A 16,113-nucleotide genomic window follows, 5' to 3' on the forward strand; every position below is an offset into this window, starting at 1 on the left:
CTGACACTCAGGGAACGGGCATGCTGTAATTTTCGGCCAGTACCGGCACAAAATAATCCACTACCACCATCCTGCCCTCCAGTGGTTCCCGGCGATTGATGCGTTCAACATCATAGCCATCACGGCGCACGGCTCCGACTGTCGGCAGCGCATGCTGATAAATCAGATCAATAAACGTGCTGTAAAGACGCTCATCACCCCGATAGCTGAACTTCAGATAGGGCTGTTTTTCGATGCTTATCTGCATCTGCGCCGCATCGGTCGCACAGGTATCCTGTTCCAGGCACGTCAGATACTGCAACGTGGCACGATCGCCCGTACGGGGTCCGCCCCGAATGACGTTAATCAGCCCGTAAAGCATATCCGGCTTTTCGGCCAGCGCATTAAGCCGCCGCTGCCAGAAGCTGTCGCGCTCGCGCCAGGAAAAATCATCAATGGTGTCCAGGGTAAACGCATAGTTGTTCACGCAGCCGCTCAGATGCAGTCCATCCAGCTCAACCAGCTCACCTTCCGGCACGTTCATTGTGGTCAGATTGATCGGCGGGCACAGCCCCTCGCACGACCAGTGCGGCGCATCGCGGTATTGAGCTGGCGTGACGTTAAAATGGCGCTTAAAGGTTTTGTGGTAAACATTATGGCTGGAAAAGCCGTGCTCGCTGCCCACCGAATCAATCTGCTTATCAAACAGCCGCAGCATCACCGCGCTGGAGGTCAGCCTGCGCTGGCGGCAGTAGGAGGCCAGTTTCTGCCCGGTGACCTCTTTAAAAATACGCTGCAGGTGCCATTTCGAGTAGCCCGACTTCTCAACGAAGTCGTTAATGGTCAGCGGCGTATGGATATTGCCTTCCAGCCAGCGCAGCAGCTGATGCACAACTTCCTGCTTAAATGTGGTTTTCACTCTTTATCACTCTCCCTGATAAGCGCCAGCAAATCGTCGCGCAGCACCTGCATATCGCGGATGGTATCGCCGCTAACCAGTGACTGAGCAAGCCAGGCACCGTCCGCAGCCAGCCGCACCATCTGATGCAGCGGCAAACTGTCCGTACGCCGATGGCGTTCAAGCCGTCCTTTCAGCCACGCGGACCAGCGCTGGCACAGCGCCGGAGAAGCCATCATCGACAGCGACAGCGGTACCCGCATGCTGTTTAAGCCCTGCTGGATTTCATTAAAGGCCACGATGACGTAGGCACGGCTAAAGCAGCCCGATTCCTGACTATCTTCAGCAATCAGCCGATCAATCTCCCGCTCGCTTTCCGCAAGAAAGGCATCAAACATGGCGTCCAGCAGTGCCTGCTTGTGGGGAAAATGGTGAAAGAAGCCGCCTTTGGTCACACCGGCGGCCTGGGCTACCGCCTGCACGGTGATACCGTTCAGCCCCCGGCTAACGGCCAGCGCGGCGGCGGATTCAATCAGGGCGTTTCGCACCTGCTCGGGCTGTTTTTTTCGGTTATAGGCCGTTTTATCCGGCCCCGTATTCTGAGGTATATCTGATTCAATTAGCTGTTTCATTTAAATTTACAGATTAATACAAGAAAGATACCGCACGGTATGTTGCCTGTAAAATACCATATAATGATGACGCTCAGATAAAACTAATCTTCAGGGATAAAGTATAAAAACACAGAAAACGCCAGGATTGAGGGGCAGTGCGAAGAACGAAAAAATGAAATTTTTATGCTTTATCAACGGATTGTTAAAAAATATAATCTGAGCGCTGTCATATCTTTAGCATCTTATCTCCCTGTCCCAGCGGGATTTATGATAGTTTTTCCTCATTCAGATTCAGTTGGAACTTTCGATGAAAAAAACCACGCTCACCGATATCGCCCGCGAAGCCGGAGTCGGGGTCGCCACCGTAGACCGGGTACTCAACCGGCGGGCTCCCGTGCGCGCCGAGACGGAAAATCGCGTGGTTCAGGCCGCAACGCGCCTCGGTTATCGTTTTTCACCGGAGTTTCTGGCCGACGCCGCCGCAGACGGTACTTCCGGTAGCGGCGGAGCGCTGCGCATCGGCGTGATCCTGCTGTCGCGCGACTACTCCTTCTACGATACCTTTGCCCGTTCGCTGGAAAAGCAGGCCTCGCCGCACTGCCAGCCCGGCACCCGGGTGGAGTTTGTTTTCCACGACATCCACGCCGTGGAAGCCGCCGCCGCCAGCATTGATGAAATGAGCAATCGCGTGAATACGCTGGTGCTGATCGCGCTGGACAACGCGCTGGTACGGCGCGCGGTGCAGAAAGCGGCAAAGAAAGGGGTGAAAGTCTTTACGCTGCTTTCTGACCTCTCTCCCTGCGATCACACCGGCTACATCGGCCTGGATAACCGTAAAGCGGGGCGCACCGCCGCCTGGATCGTCCAGCGCCTGAGCGGCCCACCGGGAAAAGTTGGGGTGATCATCGGCGATAATCGCTTCCTGTGCCAGGAAACCTGCGAAATCAGCTTCCGCTCGTATCTGCGCGAACACGCCACCGGGCATACCGTGCTGGAGCCGGTCACCAGCTTTGAAAACGTCGAGCAGGGCTATCACGCGACCACGCAGCTGATCCAGAGCCATCCCGATCTGTCGGTGATTTATGCCCCCTGCGGCGGGGTTGAAGGCGTGGTCAATGCGCTGCGTGACAGCGGCAAGAAGGATGAGATCACCCTTATCTGCCACGGTCCGCTGCAGGATGCGCAGCTGGCGCTGATCGACGGCACCCTTGATATTATGGTGTCACATCGTCTTGAGGAACTGGCCGGTTCCGTGGTGGAAGCCATGCTACAGGCAAATTCCGAGGCGCATGGAAATTTCATTTCACTTCACAGCAGTTTTGAGCTGATTACCAAAGAGAATGTGTAAACGGCACAGCGGCGTTTTCGGGTTTAAATCGCCGCTGACGTTCGCCGTTTAACCCGCTGATAACGTGAAGATGATAGAGTTTTATCAAAAAAAACTATCATTAATAGTGCGATCGCCATCAAAAAATAAACATTCTATCATTGATGATAATGGAACATTCGTTTGATACTTCCTGCAAATTAAAACAGGAAGGAATGTTCCGTGCCTCTGCAAACACCAAAACACAATATGGCCTACGTGATGGCCATCTGCGCGGTTGCCGCGCTCGGCGGGCTGCTGTTCGGCTATGACTCTTCGGTCATCTCCGGCGCGATCGAACCTATCACCCATCACTACCAGCTTTCCCCGGCGGAAACCGGCTGGGCCGTCTCCAATGTGATTATCGGCTGCGTTATCGGCTGCCTGATCGCCGGTAAACTGGCGGACCGCTACGGCCGCAAATCAATGCTCATCATCACCGCGATTCTGTTTGTGGTGTCGGTTGCCGGTACCGCGCTGGCGCCAAACTTCACCACCTTTGTGGTGTTCCGCATTATCGGCGGACTGGGTATCGGCCTGGCCTCGGTTATCTCGCCGATCTATATCGCGGAAGTGGCGCCCAAGGATTACCGCGGCCGCGCGATGACCATGCACATGATCTGCTGCGTAGGTGGCCAGGTGCTGGTGCTGCTGACCAACTATCTGATTGCGAAAAACGCCGATCCGGAATGGTTGAACGCCTACGGCTGGCGCTGGATGCTGGGTGCGGCCTTCGTACCCTGCGTGCTGTTCTTCCTGTTCGTTGGTTTTATCCCGGAATCCCCGCGCTGGAATATCATGGTCGGCCGCAACGAAGCGGCGATGAAAACCCTGACCCGCATCTCTTCGGAAGAGCACGCGAAGCGCCTGATGGGTGAAATTCAGACCTCACTCCAGCTTTCCGCCAGCAGTGAAGTGAACCGCGAACGCGTCAGCTTTAACCGCAAAACGGCCATTTTCCTGGTCATTGGTGTGGGTCTGGCCATCTTCAACCAGCTGACCGGCATCAACGTCATTCAGTACTTTGGCCCGACGCTGCTGATGAACGTCACCCACAACATGCAGGAAGCAATGTTTATGACCATCTGGCTGGCGGTGCTGCAGTTCGCTGGTGTGATCGTTGGCATGATGCTGATCGATAAGATGGGCCGCCGTTCGCTGCTGCTGATCGGTTCACTCGGCTCCACCGTTTGCCTGCTGTTCACCTTCTGGACCTTCTACAGCGGGATGACCGGCGTGATCTCCGTGCTGGGCCTGTTCGGCTTTATGTTCCTGTTCGGCGGCACCTGGGGACAGGTGGTGTGGACGGTGATCGGCGAAATCTTCCCGACCCGCCTGCGCGGAGCCGGTATGGGCTTTTCTATCTGCGCCATGTGGGCAGGCAACTTCTTTGTCAGTCAGTCCTTCCCGATGATGAACCAGAGCGCCTACCTCAACGATAACTTCCACGGCGGTTTCCCGCTGCTGCTGTTCGCGGTGTGCTCGCTGGCCTCCTGGTGGTTCGTTAAGGCGCTGCTGCCGGAGACCAAAGGCGTTTCGCTGGAAAAAATGGAAGCCCTGATTCTGGAACGCTTTGAAACCACTCAACGCGAAAGCAAAACAGTCACTCATTGATTTAAAGGACACCGAAATGACCATTCATATTGCTAATGCACCCTGCAGTTGGGGCGTGGACGACCCGAAAAACCCGCATCTGCCGCCGTATGAGAAAGTGCTGAAAGAAGCCGCCCAGGCCGGTTATAAGAGCATCGAACTGGGACCGTGGACCTACCTGCCGACTGACCCGCAGGTGCTGACCGAGAAACTGAATCAGTACGGCCTGTCGCTGGTTGCCGGAACCATTTTTGACGACCTGGTTAGCGAAGAGAACTTCCCGGTGATGATTGAGCTGACGCACAACATCTGCCGTAACCTGTCAAAAGTGCCGACCGCCACCAAAACCCACGGTGATAACTTCCCCTCACCGTATCTGGTGATTATTGATTTCGGCAACGCCGAACGCGCACGGCTGGCCGGGCAATACCACAAAGCCCCGCGCCTGTCCGACAGCGACTGGCAGCGCATGATGTCGCACATCACCGAAATCAGCCGCATTGCGCAGGAGTACGGCGTGCGCCCGGTTATTCATCCGCATGCCGGTGGCTGCATTGAGTACGCCGACGAGATCGAACAACTGGTGCAGGATATTCCGCACAGCGTAGCCGGTCTGTGTCTGGATACCGGCCACCTCTACTACTCCGATATGGACCCGATTACCTGGCTTGGCCGCTACTTCGATCGCATCGACTACATCCACTTTAAAGACGTTAACGACACCGTATTCCGCGATGTTATCGCCCGCGAAGTGGACTTCTTTAGCGCCTGTGCGGAAGGCGTGATGTGCCCGATTGGTAAAGGCGCTATCGACTATCCAGCCGTGCGTGCCTTCCTGGCCGAGCGTAACTATCAGGGCTGGATCACCATTGAACAGGAGCGCGACCCGCGCAATGCCGACGGCAGCCTGCACGATGTGACCGAAAGCCTGCGCTACCTGAACTCCGTTGGATTTTAATTGAGGAACACCAGATGATTAACGGCATTAAACCTCTCGATCGCTCCCTTCGCTGGGGCATGGTTGGCGGCGGCGGCACCAGCCAGATCGGCTATATCCATCGTTCAGCGGCGCTGCGCGATAACACCTTTACCCTGCTGGCCGGTGCATTTGATATTGATGCCGAGCGCGGACGCGCCTTCGGTGCCAGCCTGGGCGTGGCGGGCGACCGCTGCTACCCGGACTATCAGACCCTGTTCCAGCAGGAAGCCGAGCGCGCTGACGGTATTGAAGCGGTATCGATCGCCACGCCGAACAACACCCACTTCGCTATCTGCAAGGCGGCGCTGGAAGCGGGCCTGCACGTGGTGTGTGAAAAGCCGCTGTGCTTTACCACCGAAGAAGCCAAAGAACTGGCGGCGCTGAGCGAAGCGAAGAGCAAAATTATCGGCGTCACCTACGGCTACTCCGGCCACCAGCTGATTCATCAGGCGCGCAGCATGATCGCCGAAGGGCTGCTGGGCGAGATCCGCATTGTGAATATGTCGTTCTCCCACGGTTTCCACAACGAAGCCGTGGAGCTGGCGAACCCGAGCACCCGCTGGCGCGTGGACCCGAAATTTGTTGGGCCAAGCTACGTGCTGGGTGACCTCGCAACTCACCCACTGTTCCTGGCGGAAACCATGCTGCCAGAGCTGAAAATTAAGCGCCTGATGTGTTCGCGTCAGAGCTTTGTGAAAACCCGCGCGCCGCTGGAAGATAACGCCTTTGTGCTGATGGAATACGATAACGGTGCGGTGGGATCGCTGTGGTGCTCTGCGGTGAACTGCGGATCGATGCACGGCCAGAAGATCCGCGTGATCGGATCGAAAGCCAGCCTGGAGTGGTGGGACGAACAGCCTAACCAGCTGCGCTATGAAGTGCAGGGTGAGCCGGTACAAATTCTGGAACGCGGCATGGGCTACCTGGCTCCACGCGCGCTGGAAGAAGACCGCATCGGCGGCGGCCATCCGGAAGGGCTGTTTGAAGCCTGGTCTAACCTTTACCGCCGCTTCGCGGTGGCGATGGACGCCAGCGACCGTGGTGATAAAGCGCTGCTGGAGAACTTCTGGTATCCGGACGTTCACGCCGGTGTGACGGGCGTGCAGTGGGTTGAGCGCTGCGTTGAGTCCGCCGACGCGGGCGCGACCTGGGTTGATTTTGAGTAATCGCTAACGGACTAGGTGCCCGGCCGCTAGTGGATCGGGTTTCCAAATCTGTTGCCTGAAGGGGCAGCCATCGTTGATGGCTGCCCTTTTTACCTGGCGTTAAAAGTTTATCTGATCCGCAATTTTCGCCATCAGCAGCGATCTTTTAGCAAATTACAGTAATTAAACATTGTTGAATAATCCCTATACTGAGCACAGCGGGCATGATGCCCATTAATGCTAACCAGGGAGCCTGTAAAGTTGTGCTTTCCCCCAATTTATCCGATTTCCGGAAAAAACCCGGTTTTCCTTATCCCTGTATCCTTCATTTTTTGATTGAATCTGGTGTCTTATGCGCTGCGGCGCTGGTCGATGGGCTGCAATATGAGCGCTATTTTGGCGAGGAACTTCAGCCAGAAAAGGATGCGGTTATGCCCTTTTTTGACCGCTGGCCGGATAGCCGAATCGCTTTCGCGGGCCCCTGGTTTTGTAAGTATCCCGGTAAAACGGGCCATTCACTTTTAGAGATCTTCCGACATACTGACTATGTCCCCTGAGGAGATCGCTATGCGTAAGATCCGATTTACCGAACACCAGATTATCGCCGTTCTGAAGTCCGTCGAAGCCGGACGAACCGTCAAGGATGTCTGCCGTGAGGCCGCTATATCCGAAGCCAGCTACTACAACTGGAAGGCGAAATATGGCGGGATGGAAGCCGCTGATATCAAAAAGATAAAAAATCTTGAAGACGAAAATCGTCGCCTGAAGCAGATGTTTGCCGACCTGAGCCTGGAATGCCGGGCGCTGAAAGACGTTATCGAAAAAAAGCTTTAAAACCAGCGATAAAGCGTGAGCTCGTCAGCTATCTGACCGCACAGTTTACGATGAGCATACGCCAGGCATGCAGGACGTTATCGCTGAGCAGGACGGTGTTTCGCTATCAACCGGATACGCGACGTGATGAACCGGTGATCCAGAGGCTGACTGAGGCGGCTGAACGCTATCCGCGCTACGGCTTTAAGAAGCTTTTTCAGGTGCTTCGCAGGCAGGGCCACGTCTGGAACCACAAGCGGGTACACCGGATTTACTGCCTGCTGAAACTGAATTTCCGGCGTAAGGGTAAACAACGTCTGCCGGTGCGTAATCCGGCTCCGCTGGCCACGCCGGAAGCACTTAACCAGAGCTGGTCGATTGATTTTATGCACGACGCCCTGACATGTGGCAGACGCTTTCGGACCTTCAACGTCGTGGATGATTTTAACCGCGAGGCTCTGGCGATAGAAATTGACCTGAATATTCCGGCGCAACGGGTTGTGCGGGTGCTGGACAGGATTGTGGCAAACCGTGGCTATCCGCTGAAGATGCGGATGGACAACGGGCCAGAGCTGGTCTCACTGGTTCTGGCGCAATGGGCTGAGGAGCACGGTGTGTTGCTGGACTTTATTAAGCCGGGTAAGCCGACGCAGAACGCGTTTATCGAACGCTTTAACCGGACGTACCGGACAGAAATACTGGACTTTTATCTGTTCAGAACGCTGAACGAAGTAAGGGAAATCACAGAGCGCTGGCTGGTCGAATATAACTGCGAACGCCCTCATGAATCCCTGAACAACCTGACGCCGGACGAGTACCGGTTGATGGCGGAAAATACGGAAATCTCAAAAAGTGCCTGGAACTAAATCCGGTCTACTTACAGTTTGTCGACCTCAGTAAAGCTATGCACTTACACGAGAGACTACGGGAGCTGGAATATAACCTGCCCTCCGTCAGCTGGATCGCATCGCGACTGTCACCTGCACAACTGATGGAGCACTTCAAACCCTTTATCGACATTACACTCTACAACGGCAAAAGCGGACTGCTGAGATTCTGGGATCCCAGAGTTGCCAACCAGCTTCCGGTAATACTGGAAGAAGACCAACTACGGGAATTGATGCAGGGAGTGGAAGAGTGGTTGTACTCCATGGAAAGGAATGTGCAGTCGCTTAAATGGAGTATGGCAACATGATTCGGCTCTCGGAGGAACAGTGTAATCGCATTGATAAAATTGAAAATAACTCACTTGCTATCAGGGCCGCAATGCATCTTAAGAAACGCTTTCCTGCGATTGTTGAGGGAGATAAAACCTTCGTGCCGCGACTGCAAAACGCACTGGACTATGCTGCAACCCTACCGCTAAGAGAAAGGAACTCGAAGCTGGATTTCCTGCTTATAGAGACGTTTTACCCCAGCTTTTACCTCAAGCCCGAAGTAGAAAAATGGCTGAGAACACCGAATGGCTATTCAGCCGAGCAGCGTCTGGAAGATCTTAAAAACATCATTATCAACAGAGAAAAGAGAGGCTTCTGATGGCGATGCTTCCCCCTTTGTCGGGCGGTGGAATAGGTAGTGGTGCGATGGCGGGAAGTGCCGCAATGGCCGATCGTGCCTCAGGAGTGGGCGACATAAACGGAATTAGCCAGGGAGGAGGCTGGAATGATGAACCCGTAGACTACTCAGGCCCGCGAAATGCAACCCGCGACGGCTCTCGGACCGGTATACGAGGCATTCCGGCAGATAATCACGGCTTTACTGAACAAGGCAGACTGTACGATCCGATCCTAAAAGAACCCATGACCGTCAGTGCGGAAACCCACGGCGACTTTTGGGAAGACGACATGGATTACACAGAGTCGCTCACCCTGGATAGCACGGGTGAGAAAACCACTTCTCAGCCGAAAACTGATGACAAAGAATGCGCCGGTTGCCCACCAGAAGGGAGGGTGGAACCGATGGTTCGCCGCTGTTCACGCTGGAGTGCGGTAACCATTAGTTATCAGACCCGCATCTGCGGTACCTTCTATAACCCGGAAACAAAACAAATACAGGAATTTAAATACTACGGGGTATCGTTTGATGGCTGGAAACCAATGTTGTGCCAGTTCTGGGAGGCCAAGGCAAGATACGATCAGTTTTTTAGGGAGGATGGAAGTAAGAAGGAATGGTGGAAAGGAGATGACAGCGCTTTCAACCAAGCCAGTCGACATCAATGTATAGCATCTATAAATAACCCACTAAAAATTATATGGTTTTTTATGCAACCATTAAGCTATCAGTACTTTAAAATAAAGTTTTCAAAATATAAGGATATCACCATACAATGGCAACCATGACGGAACTCTACCATCTATCTATAAATCTTCACGGGAATAAAAATGACAATATCACAGTAGATGATTGTTTTAATGAACTATTGAAAGCCACATGCATCGTTCATAACTTAACCAATGAAGAGCAACAATGGTATTTAACTGGATATTCTAAAAGTGAAGCATCTAAATATTTGGTTTTTGATAAAAACAAACCATCAACATACGCTTATAATAACTACCAAAAATCATACAAAAAAAATAACTTCTTAATTAATAAATCCATCTGGAATAATAAAGAAGATGGAATGGTGTGTGCAATATCACATCACATGATGTTTATTGACAATCTCAAATCATTTGATTTAGTTATCAATATGCATCAAAAGCCAAAAGATATAAAAACCCTGATAAAATCCGTTGCTATTATTTCAAAGGATAAAGAAAACACATGGATTACAGTTGATTCTAAAGGATACAGGTTGCATGGAAGAAACGTCTTTCCTGACAGAATGTCTGTCGGCTGGATTTTATATCTTCCGCATATCATTTTACCCGAACTGGTTCCCGAAGCTGCCAGAGTCATCCCTGTGCTGGATGAAGGTAAACAGAGAGGAACCATTATTGTAACAACTGAGGAATTTTTCGACGGTGCAAAAAAAGAACATATAGAAAAAGCCAACGATATCGAAATTCGCTTGTTAGATCTCGGAATGTTGCCTCTGATGACTGAGCTTTAAATTATTTATAACCAGAAAGACCGGATACAGCATTTAGTGAACTGATTTCGAGTAACTACTAACGGACTGGGTTCCCGGCCGCTAGTGGGTCGGGTTTCCAAATCTGTTGCCTGAAGGGGCAGCCATCAACGATGGCTGCCCTTTTTACTTTGCGTTAAAAAATGACGTCATCCGTTGCCAGCAGGGTGACAAACGGCCCAGCCAGCGTCGCATTGTGATGAGCGACGATCTGCGCCGCGCTGAGCACCGCGTTATCGGTAGTGCTGTGCGCATCGCTCACCAGCACCACGTCAAATCCCAAATCCGCCGCCGCCCTACAGGTGGTATCCACGCAGTAGTCGGTTTTCATGCCCACAATCACCAGCCGCTTCACCTGCGCCTGCTGTAGTTCTGCCAGCAGCGACGTATTGAAAAAACAGCTGGGGCGGGTTTTATTAAAGTACCTGTCGCCCGCCTCAAGAGGCAGTTCATCCGCCAGCTGCCACAGCGGGCTGCCTGCCGCGATTGGCGATCCTTCCGGCCCGGTGTGTCGGGCAAAAAATACCGGGCTTTGTGCCGCGCGGGCGGCATGGATCAGCCCGACGGTATGGGCAATCAGCTGCTCTTTTTGGTGAGGGGGCTGTGGGGCATGCAGCAAACCTGACTGCATATCAATCACTAACAGCGCGGACGCATTGGGCATGGTATTTCTCCTTGATTACCGTTAACCGGCCACGACGGAGAAACACAGAACCCCGTCGGAAACCGGCGGGATGAAGCGGATTTGCTATTTCTCAGGCACGCAAACCGACCTCGCCCCGCCAGAAGCGGTCGTGGTGGTGGTCGCGGTGAGGAACAGCCGGGTCATTTTCATAACCCACAGAATTGCATATCACCGTGCTGCTGGCACGTTTTTTTCGATAGATAAAGAATGGGAACAGCGGGAATAAGTGATAACCATCGGTCCAGTCCCTGACCGCGGTTATCGAGGGTGTAAGCTCGGCGGGTTTAGCGAACCGCGCCCGGCGGAACGTGTTTGAAGGTATTTACATAGGAACGAAACACGTTGCGGAAGAATTTTTTCATGATTGCCTGTGACAAATATTGTTGAAAAATACACCATAAATTATAACGAACGGTGCTTTTTCAGGCAAGATTTTTTGAAGCAGATCACAAAAACAGACCTTTGATGGCCAAAAACAGTGAGATATGCCGCAAAGAATTAATCTGCTGGCCTGCGCCTTAATTCAACATCGCATCCGGCGCTGCGCAATTTTTTCCAATATATCTGCGCTGCATCTGTCGATAATCGCCACACTACGCTTAACGGATGCCAATGCTATGCCCTTTTCTAATGGTTTTTTACTGAGTCTTTCCCTGTGCCTTGATATTGGCATCGCCAATATTGCGATGATCACCCTGGCCATGCAGCGCGGATTTTTTCACGGCTTCTGGCTGGGGATCGGTACCTGCATCGGCGATCTGATCTATGCGATCCTCGCCATGGCCGGGATGGCGGTACTGCTGCAGTTCACCAGCGTGCGCTGGGTGCTGTGGATTGGCGGCTCACTGATCCTGCTGTGGTTTGCGTGGAAAATGGTGCAAAGCGCGCTGCAACCCGCCGCAGCACTGAGTGCGGGTGACATTGGCGAAGCGCTCAGCCCCCGGCAGAATTTCCTGCGGGGAATATTCCTCGCGATGTCGTCCCCTTCAGCGATCCTGTGGTTTGCCGCCGTCGGAGGCGCACTGATTTCACGGATGGGTACCGGCAGTACGGCGGCGTCGGCCTGGTTCCTTTCCGGCTTTTTCCTCGCGGGCGTGACGTGGACGATAGCCCTGTGTGCAGTGGGCAGCATCGGTGGGCGTATGCTCGGTACGAAGATGTTGCGCTGGTCGTATATCGCTTCGGCAGTGATTTTCTGCTACTTCGCCGGATACGTCATCCTTTCGGGCTATCGCGAGTTTATCGGCTGAGCATACGCAGATAGTGGTGCGGGGTGATGCCCAGCATCTTGCGAAAGCTGTTAATAAAATGGCTTTGATCGTAAAAACCCAGCTGGTGGGCCACATCTAATGCGCTGCTGCGGTGCCGTAACAAATTACGCGCCGCCAGCAGACGCAGCTGCATATGATACTGCAGCGGTGCCACGCCCATCTCCTGGCGGAACTGGCGGACAAAGTGATACTTACTCAACCCGCAGGTTACCGCCAGCTCATCCAGCGTCAGTTTCTGCGTCAGATTATCGCGCATATGTTCCAGGGCACGTCCTACGGATGCAGGAGCCAGTGCAACATCCTTCTCGCTGCTGTGATGCAGCAGCCGGCTGGTCAGCCACAGCAGGTTTTGCTGCTGAACCTGTTCGTCGTCAGGAGAACGCACGAAATGGCAGATCGCATCAAACAGCTGCGGATCGCGCAGTACGCCTTCATGCAGGATCGGCAGTGGACGATCCGCCAGATCGGCAAAAACAGCCGCCGGTAAATGAACGCTGAAAAACTCGACCGGCTGCCCGCCAAACTCTGACGACTGTAGCGTTCCAGGATTATAAACGGTGATATCCCCGGCGAGGACCGACAGGTTTTTTCGATTCAGAAAGAGTTTTTCTACGCCGCTAAGGTTGGCGCTGATCGCATATTCTTCGTGGGTATGCAGCGGAAAAGCCGCGTTGCTGGCGGTGAGGTGCGAGCACTCAATATTATTCCGGGTGTTCCAGTCTACTACCGATAATGCCATAGCCGCCCCACGCAAGTGACCGGGCGTGCCTTCTGCTTATTTGCCCAGATGTTCGAACAAAATACTACAGCCGATGCCGATCAGCACTACACCACCAAAAATTTCCGCCCATTTACCCATCACCGGGCCAAGGAAGCGGCCCAGCAGGATGCCGAGAGTCGCCATAATCATGGTGGAAGCGCCGATTGCCAACGCGGTGGTGACAATGTTGACCTGCAAAAATGCCAGACCGACGCCAACGGCCATCGCATCCAGACTGGTCGCAACGGCAGTACAGGCCAGCAGCCAGAAACCGTGGCTCTGCGGGGCTTCTTCCGGTCGGCACTCTTTTTTACGTATCCCCTCAACGATCATTCGTCCGCCGAGAATCAGCAGTAAACCAAACGCGACCCAGTGGTCCCACGCCATCACGTACTTGCTGGCGGCGAGGCCGATAGCCCAGCCGACCAGCGGCGTCAGCGCTTCGATCACACCGAAGATCAGACCGGTGCGCAGGGCTTCTTTCAGGCTTGGGCGATGCAGGCTTGCACCTTTACCAATGGCGGCGGCGAAGGCGTCCATCGACATGGCGAAAGCCAGAATCAGAGTTGCGTATAGGTTCATTGTATTTATCCCGGTTTGAAGCGTCGGGTGCGTTCCAAATCGTTAAAACCCCAGGTTATGTAGGAAAAATAACCACTGGTCCGTTCAAGTGAAGCGCATCCTATCACGCGAATCGCCAGAAAAAAAGACAACAAAATCATGGATTTGAGTATAGCATCGGCTATACTTTTTAACGGATGCTATTTTGGCGAGTAAATGACAGCGGGAAACTCTAAAAGAATTACCGTGTTACACAGAGCGTGTGGATATATAACCGCGAGGGGGTTGGGGAAATTTTCAGCACTTTACCGCATCATTTCCCCAAAATAATTTCCGGCTACCAGACGCGATAAACCTTACCGCTCTCCACACCGTCTACGCTGCGGCGATAGGCCAGCGCCACGCGAGCGGCGGGTGCGCTTTCAAAGCCGGGGAAGAACGGGCCGTAGCTGTCCAGCGCTTCGGTCAGCACCGTTGGGCTGACGGCATTAATCCGCAGGCCCGGCAGCTCGTTCGCAGCGGCAAACACAAACCCTTCCAGCGCGGTATTTACCGCCGTCGCATTCACACCGGTACGGATCGGCTGCTGCGCCAGAATGCCGGTGGTCAGAGTGAACGAGCCGCCCGGATTGACGAACTCTTTGCCAATCAGCACCAGCCGTACCTGGCCCAACAGTTTATCCTGCAGGCCGCTGTTAAACTGTTCGCTGGTCATCTCTGATAGCGGGCCGAAGTGCACGCCGCCGGTGGCGGAGATTACCGCATCCACGTTACCGGTTTGGGCAAACAGCGCGCGAACGCTCTCTTCGCTGGTTAAATCCACCTGATAATCACCTCGTGTTTTCCCCACGCGGATCACCTGATTATCACGGCTCAGCTCGTTAACGATGCCCTGGCCGACGGTGCCTGACGCCCCAATCACTAAAATTTTCATCGCATTTCCTCTGTAAATAACGGTTACCCCATCATGAAGCAGTGTCAGAGGTGGATAAACGGACCATACTTTCGATAACTCCGAACCACAGGTTTGTAATCATGGACAAATTAAGCAGCATCGAGGCCTTTATCTGTGCGGTGGAAAGCGGCAATTTCACTGAGGCGGCACGCCGCCTGGATATCAGCGCCGTGATGGTCGGCAAACACGTGCGCCAGCTGGAGGAGCTGCTCGACAGCCGCCTGCTGCAGCGTAATACCCGCCGACAGCATCTGACCGAAGCCGGGGAAAGCTACTATCAGCAGTGCAAAGCCGCGCTGGCTCAGCTGCGGTTGGCGGAAGATACGGTAGAGAATATGAAACGTACGCCGTCGGGGCTGCTGCGGATCAGCGCACCGCTCAATCTGGGATCGGCGGCGATCGCCACCCTGGTTGCCCGCTATCAATTGAACTATCCGCAGGTACGGATCGAGCTGGATCTCAGCGACAGCTTTGTCGATCTCATCGGCCAGGGGTTCGACTTTGCTATTCGCATTGGCAGCCTCAATCCGGCTGAACCGCTGGTGGCGAAGAAAATCGGTGACTACCGCATGGTGGTGTGCGCCGCGCCGGAGTATCTGGCGCAGCACGGCACGCCGCAGACCCCGGAGGCGCTGTATCAGCATCGCTGCCTCGCCAATATGGCGTGGAATAAGAGCAATGCCTGGCAGCTGGGCGATGTGTTCTGGCCTGCGGACAGCAGCTTTATCTGTAATGACGGCCAGGCGCTGCGTCAGGCCGCATTAGCCGGAGCCGGGCTGGTGCTACAGCCGGAAATCCTGCTGGCGGAAGACATTGCCGCGGGCAGGCTGGTGCCGGTACTGCAACTGTGGCAGCAGGCCAGCCGCCCGATCCATCTGCTGTGGCGCCAGGATCTCAGCCCGTCGGAAAAGCGCAGCAGTTTTATTGCCTGGCTGCACGAGCAGCTGCCGTTAGCGCTGGCGGTTTAAGGATTGAACCTGCGGGAGGGATCGCTGAAAATAGCGCAACTGTTTACACGCCGGAATGATGATGAAAAGTCCGTTTGAAACCTTTTTAATGCCGCTGAGCACGCTGATGTTCGGTTTTCTTTCCGCGCTGCTGCTGCCCGCCCCGTGGTTTGGCCTGGCGCTGACCCGCAGGCTGGTGGAGATGTTCCATCTGGAAGATATTGGTCAGCTGTACACGCTGGTGTTTTGTTTATGGTTTTTGCTGCTGGGCGCGGTGGAGTTTTATATCGTGCGGTTTATTTATGTGCGGTTTATTCGGCCGTAGCCTGGCGGGCGCAGATAATGCTCGTTACGGGGCAGGTCGCGGTGGGATCAGTGAATGGGGCTACCGTTACGGGCAGATCGCCGGGTCGCCGTAAACCCTATATGGACGCTCCCGAAGCAGCAATAGTTTTTCAGTTAAAAAGCATGCAG

Annotated in this window: 20 protein-coding genes; 13 read left to right on the forward strand and 7 right to left on the reverse strand. The window is 54.0% G+C overall.

The genetic code is table 11. The features are described from left to right. Positions 1 to 7: 7 nt before the first annotated feature. Positions 8 to 898: a helix-turn-helix domain-containing protein gene (locus IBT46_RS25570; RefSeq protein ID WP_200547954.1), complete on the reverse strand. Its 891-nt coding sequence runs from the start codon at positions 896 to 898 to the stop codon at positions 8 to 10. After that, on the reverse strand, positions 895 to 1,509 hold the full coding sequence (locus IBT46_RS25575) for a TetR/AcrR family transcriptional regulator (RefSeq protein ID WP_200547955.1): 615 nt from the start codon (positions 1,507 to 1,509) through the stop codon (positions 895 to 897). Before IBT46_RS25575 ends, IBT46_RS25570 begins: the two co-directional genes overlap by 4 nt. A 289-nt stretch (positions 1,510 to 1,798) precedes the next feature. On the opposite strand from IBT46_RS25575, the gene IBT46_RS25580 reads away from it, so the two are divergent. The 10 genes from IBT46_RS25580 (at position 1,799) to IBT46_RS25625 (ending at position 10,442) form a co-directional block, all read left to right on the forward strand. Beyond that, positions 1,799 to 2,839: a LacI family DNA-binding transcriptional regulator gene (locus IBT46_RS25580; protein ID WP_200547956.1), complete on the forward strand. Its 1,041-nt coding sequence runs from the start codon at positions 1,799 to 1,801 to the stop codon at positions 2,837 to 2,839. Between the two features lie 201 nt (positions 2,840 to 3,040). Next, positions 3,041 to 4,471: a sugar porter family MFS transporter gene (locus tag IBT46_RS25585; protein WP_264546359.1), complete on the forward strand. Its 1,431-nt coding sequence runs from the start codon at positions 3,041 to 3,043 to the stop codon at positions 4,469 to 4,471. Between the two features lie 16 nt (positions 4,472 to 4,487). Then, a complete protein-coding gene (locus IBT46_RS25590; RefSeq protein WP_200547957.1) occupies positions 4,488 to 5,408 on the forward strand; it encodes a TIM barrel protein in 921 nt (306 codons plus the stop codon). A 14-nt stretch (positions 5,409 to 5,422) separates the two neighbouring features. After that, positions 5,423 to 6,595, forward strand: coding sequence for a Gfo/Idh/MocA family protein (locus IBT46_RS25595; protein WP_200547958.1), 1,173 nt, complete (start codon positions 5,423 to 5,425; stop codon positions 6,593 to 6,595). A 203-nt stretch (positions 6,596 to 6,798) separates the two neighbouring features. Then, complete coding sequence (locus IBT46_RS25600) at positions 6,799 to 7,131, forward strand: hypothetical protein (protein WP_200547959.1); 333 nt, start codon at positions 6,799 to 6,801, stop codon at positions 7,129 to 7,131. A gap of 10 nt (positions 7,132 to 7,141) precedes the next feature. Then, positions 7,142 to 8,253, forward strand: a protein-coding gene (locus IBT46_RS25605; protein WP_200547960.1) for an IS3 family transposase whose coding sequence is annotated in 2 segments (ribosomal slippage) — positions 7,142 to 7,403 and positions 7,403 to 8,253 — 1,113 coding nt in all. Because the reading frame shifts where the segments join, the coding sequence is not laid out codon by codon here. Between the two features lie 38 nt (positions 8,254 to 8,291). Further along, the gene (locus IBT46_RS27805) at positions 8,292 to 8,582 is read left to right on the forward strand and encodes a DUF4123 domain-containing protein (RefSeq protein ID WP_200547961.1); all 291 of its coding nucleotides are present in this window, start codon (positions 8,292 to 8,294) and stop codon (positions 8,580 to 8,582) included. Then, a complete protein-coding gene (locus IBT46_RS25615; RefSeq protein ID WP_200547962.1) occupies positions 8,579 to 8,923 on the forward strand; it encodes a hypothetical protein in 345 nt (114 codons plus the stop codon). Before IBT46_RS27805 ends, IBT46_RS25615 begins: the two co-directional genes overlap by 4 nt. A 65-nt stretch (positions 8,924 to 8,988) precedes the next feature. Next, complete coding sequence (locus IBT46_RS25620; RefSeq protein WP_234480299.1) at positions 8,989 to 9,726, forward strand: Tox-REase-5 domain-containing protein; 738 nt, start codon at positions 8,989 to 8,991, stop codon at positions 9,724 to 9,726. Beyond that, positions 9,714 to 10,442 (forward strand): Imm52 family immunity protein, encoded by a 729-nt coding sequence (locus tag IBT46_RS25625; protein ID WP_234480300.1) that lies wholly within the window; start codon positions 9,714 to 9,716, stop codon positions 10,440 to 10,442. The genes IBT46_RS25620 and IBT46_RS25625 overlap by 13 nt, the downstream gene beginning before the upstream one ends. Before the next feature lie 154 nt (positions 10,443 to 10,596). On the opposite strand, the gene IBT46_RS25630 is transcribed toward IBT46_RS25625, so the two are convergent. Continuing rightward, a complete protein-coding gene (locus IBT46_RS25630; RefSeq protein ID WP_200547963.1) occupies positions 10,597 to 11,124 on the reverse strand; it encodes a cysteine hydrolase family protein in 528 nt (175 codons plus the stop codon). Positions 11,125 to 11,429: 305 nt separating this feature from the next. Next, complete coding sequence (gene azuC, locus IBT46_RS27810) at positions 11,430 to 11,507, reverse strand: stress response protein AzuC (RefSeq protein WP_370347978.1); 78 nt, start codon at positions 11,505 to 11,507, stop codon at positions 11,430 to 11,432. Positions 11,508 to 11,762: 255 nt separating this feature from the next. Between azuC and IBT46_RS25640 the strand changes: the two genes are divergently transcribed. After that, a complete protein-coding gene (locus tag IBT46_RS25640; RefSeq protein WP_200547964.1) occupies positions 11,763 to 12,395 on the forward strand; it encodes a LysE family translocator in 633 nt (210 codons plus the stop codon). On the opposite strand, the gene IBT46_RS25645 is transcribed toward IBT46_RS25640, so the two are convergent. The 3 genes from IBT46_RS25645 to IBT46_RS25655 all read right to left on the reverse strand — a co-directional run bounded on the left by IBT46_RS25645 (position 12,385) and on the right by IBT46_RS25655 (position 14,671). After that, on the reverse strand, positions 12,385 to 13,155 hold the full coding sequence (locus tag IBT46_RS25645; RefSeq protein WP_200547965.1) for an AraC family transcriptional regulator: 771 nt from the start codon (positions 13,153 to 13,155) through the stop codon (positions 12,385 to 12,387). The genes IBT46_RS25640 and IBT46_RS25645 overlap by 11 nt on opposite strands. A 36-nt stretch (positions 13,156 to 13,191) precedes the next feature. Continuing rightward, positions 13,192 to 13,758, reverse strand: a complete 567-nt coding sequence (gene mntP / locus IBT46_RS25650; protein ID WP_105593612.1) for a manganese efflux pump MntP — start codon at positions 13,756 to 13,758, stop codon at positions 13,192 to 13,194. A 316-nt stretch (positions 13,759 to 14,074) separates the two neighbouring features. Further along, positions 14,075 to 14,671: a short chain dehydrogenase gene (locus IBT46_RS25655; RefSeq protein ID WP_200547966.1), complete on the reverse strand. Its 597-nt coding sequence runs from the start codon at positions 14,669 to 14,671 to the stop codon at positions 14,075 to 14,077. A gap of 101 nt (positions 14,672 to 14,772) precedes the next feature. On the opposite strand from IBT46_RS25655, the gene IBT46_RS25660 reads away from it, so the two are divergent. Both IBT46_RS25660 and IBT46_RS25665 read left to right on the forward strand, forming a co-directional pair. Next, complete coding sequence (locus tag IBT46_RS25660; protein ID WP_200547967.1) at positions 14,773 to 15,660, forward strand: LysR family transcriptional regulator; 888 nt, start codon at positions 14,773 to 14,775, stop codon at positions 15,658 to 15,660. A gap of 61 nt (positions 15,661 to 15,721) precedes the next feature. Continuing rightward, a complete protein-coding gene (locus IBT46_RS25665) occupies positions 15,722 to 15,964 on the forward strand; it encodes a DUF1158 family protein (RefSeq protein ID WP_105593615.1) in 243 nt (80 codons plus the stop codon). Positions 15,965 to 16,113: the final 149 nt, after the last annotated feature.

The organism is Erwinia sp. S38 (assembly GCF_016624545.1).
In the GTDB taxonomy this organism is placed as follows: domain Bacteria; phylum Pseudomonadota; class Gammaproteobacteria; order Enterobacterales; family Enterobacteriaceae; genus Erwinia; species Erwinia coffeiphila.

Coding starts and splice junctions, on each gene's coding strand:
- IBT46_RS25575 (WP_200547955.1), bottom strand. CDS start 1,509: ATGAAACAGCTAATTGAATCAGATATACCTCAGAATACGGGGCCGGAT.
- IBT46_RS25580 (WP_200547956.1), top strand. CDS start 1,799: ATGAAAAAAACCACGCTCACCGATATCGCCCGCGAAGCCGGAGTCGGG.
- IBT46_RS25590 (WP_200547957.1), top strand. CDS start 4,488: ATGACCATTCATATTGCTAATGCACCCTGCAGTTGGGGCGTGGACGAC.
- IBT46_RS25595 (WP_200547958.1), top strand. CDS start 5,423: ATGATTAACGGCATTAAACCTCTCGATCGCTCCCTTCGCTGGGGCATG.
- IBT46_RS25600 (WP_200547959.1), top strand. CDS start 6,799: ATGATGCCCATTAATGCTAACCAGGGAGCCTGTAAAGTTGTGCTTTCC.
- IBT46_RS27805 (WP_200547961.1), top strand. CDS start 8,292: ATGCACTTACACGAGAGACTACGGGAGCTGGAATATAACCTGCCCTCC.
- IBT46_RS25615 (WP_200547962.1), top strand. CDS start 8,579: ATGATTCGGCTCTCGGAGGAACAGTGTAATCGCATTGATAAAATTGAA.
- IBT46_RS25620 (WP_234480299.1), top strand. CDS start 8,989: ATGGCCGATCGTGCCTCAGGAGTGGGCGACATAAACGGAATTAGCCAG.
- IBT46_RS25625 (WP_234480300.1), top strand. CDS start 9,714: ATGGCAACCATGACGGAACTCTACCATCTATCTATAAATCTTCACGGG.
- IBT46_RS25630 (WP_200547963.1), bottom strand. CDS start 11,124: ATGCCCAATGCGTCCGCGCTGTTAGTGATTGATATGCAGTCAGGTTTG.
- azuC (WP_370347978.1), bottom strand. CDS start 11,507: ATGAAAAAATTCTTCCGCAACGTGTTTCGTTCCTATGTAAATACCTTC.
- IBT46_RS25640 (WP_200547964.1), top strand. CDS start 11,763: ATGCCCTTTTCTAATGGTTTTTTACTGAGTCTTTCCCTGTGCCTTGAT.
- IBT46_RS25645 (WP_200547965.1), bottom strand. CDS start 13,155: ATGGCATTATCGGTAGTAGACTGGAACACCCGGAATAATATTGAGTGC.
- mntP (WP_105593612.1), bottom strand. CDS start 13,758: ATGAACCTATACGCAACTCTGATTCTGGCTTTCGCCATGTCGATGGAC.
- IBT46_RS25655 (WP_200547966.1), bottom strand. CDS start 14,671: ATGAAAATTTTAGTGATTGGGGCGTCAGGCACCGTCGGCCAGGGCATC.
- IBT46_RS25660 (WP_200547967.1), top strand. CDS start 14,773: ATGGACAAATTAAGCAGCATCGAGGCCTTTATCTGTGCGGTGGAAAGC.
- IBT46_RS25665 (WP_105593615.1), top strand. CDS start 15,722: ATGAAAAGTCCGTTTGAAACCTTTTTAATGCCGCTGAGCACGCTGATG.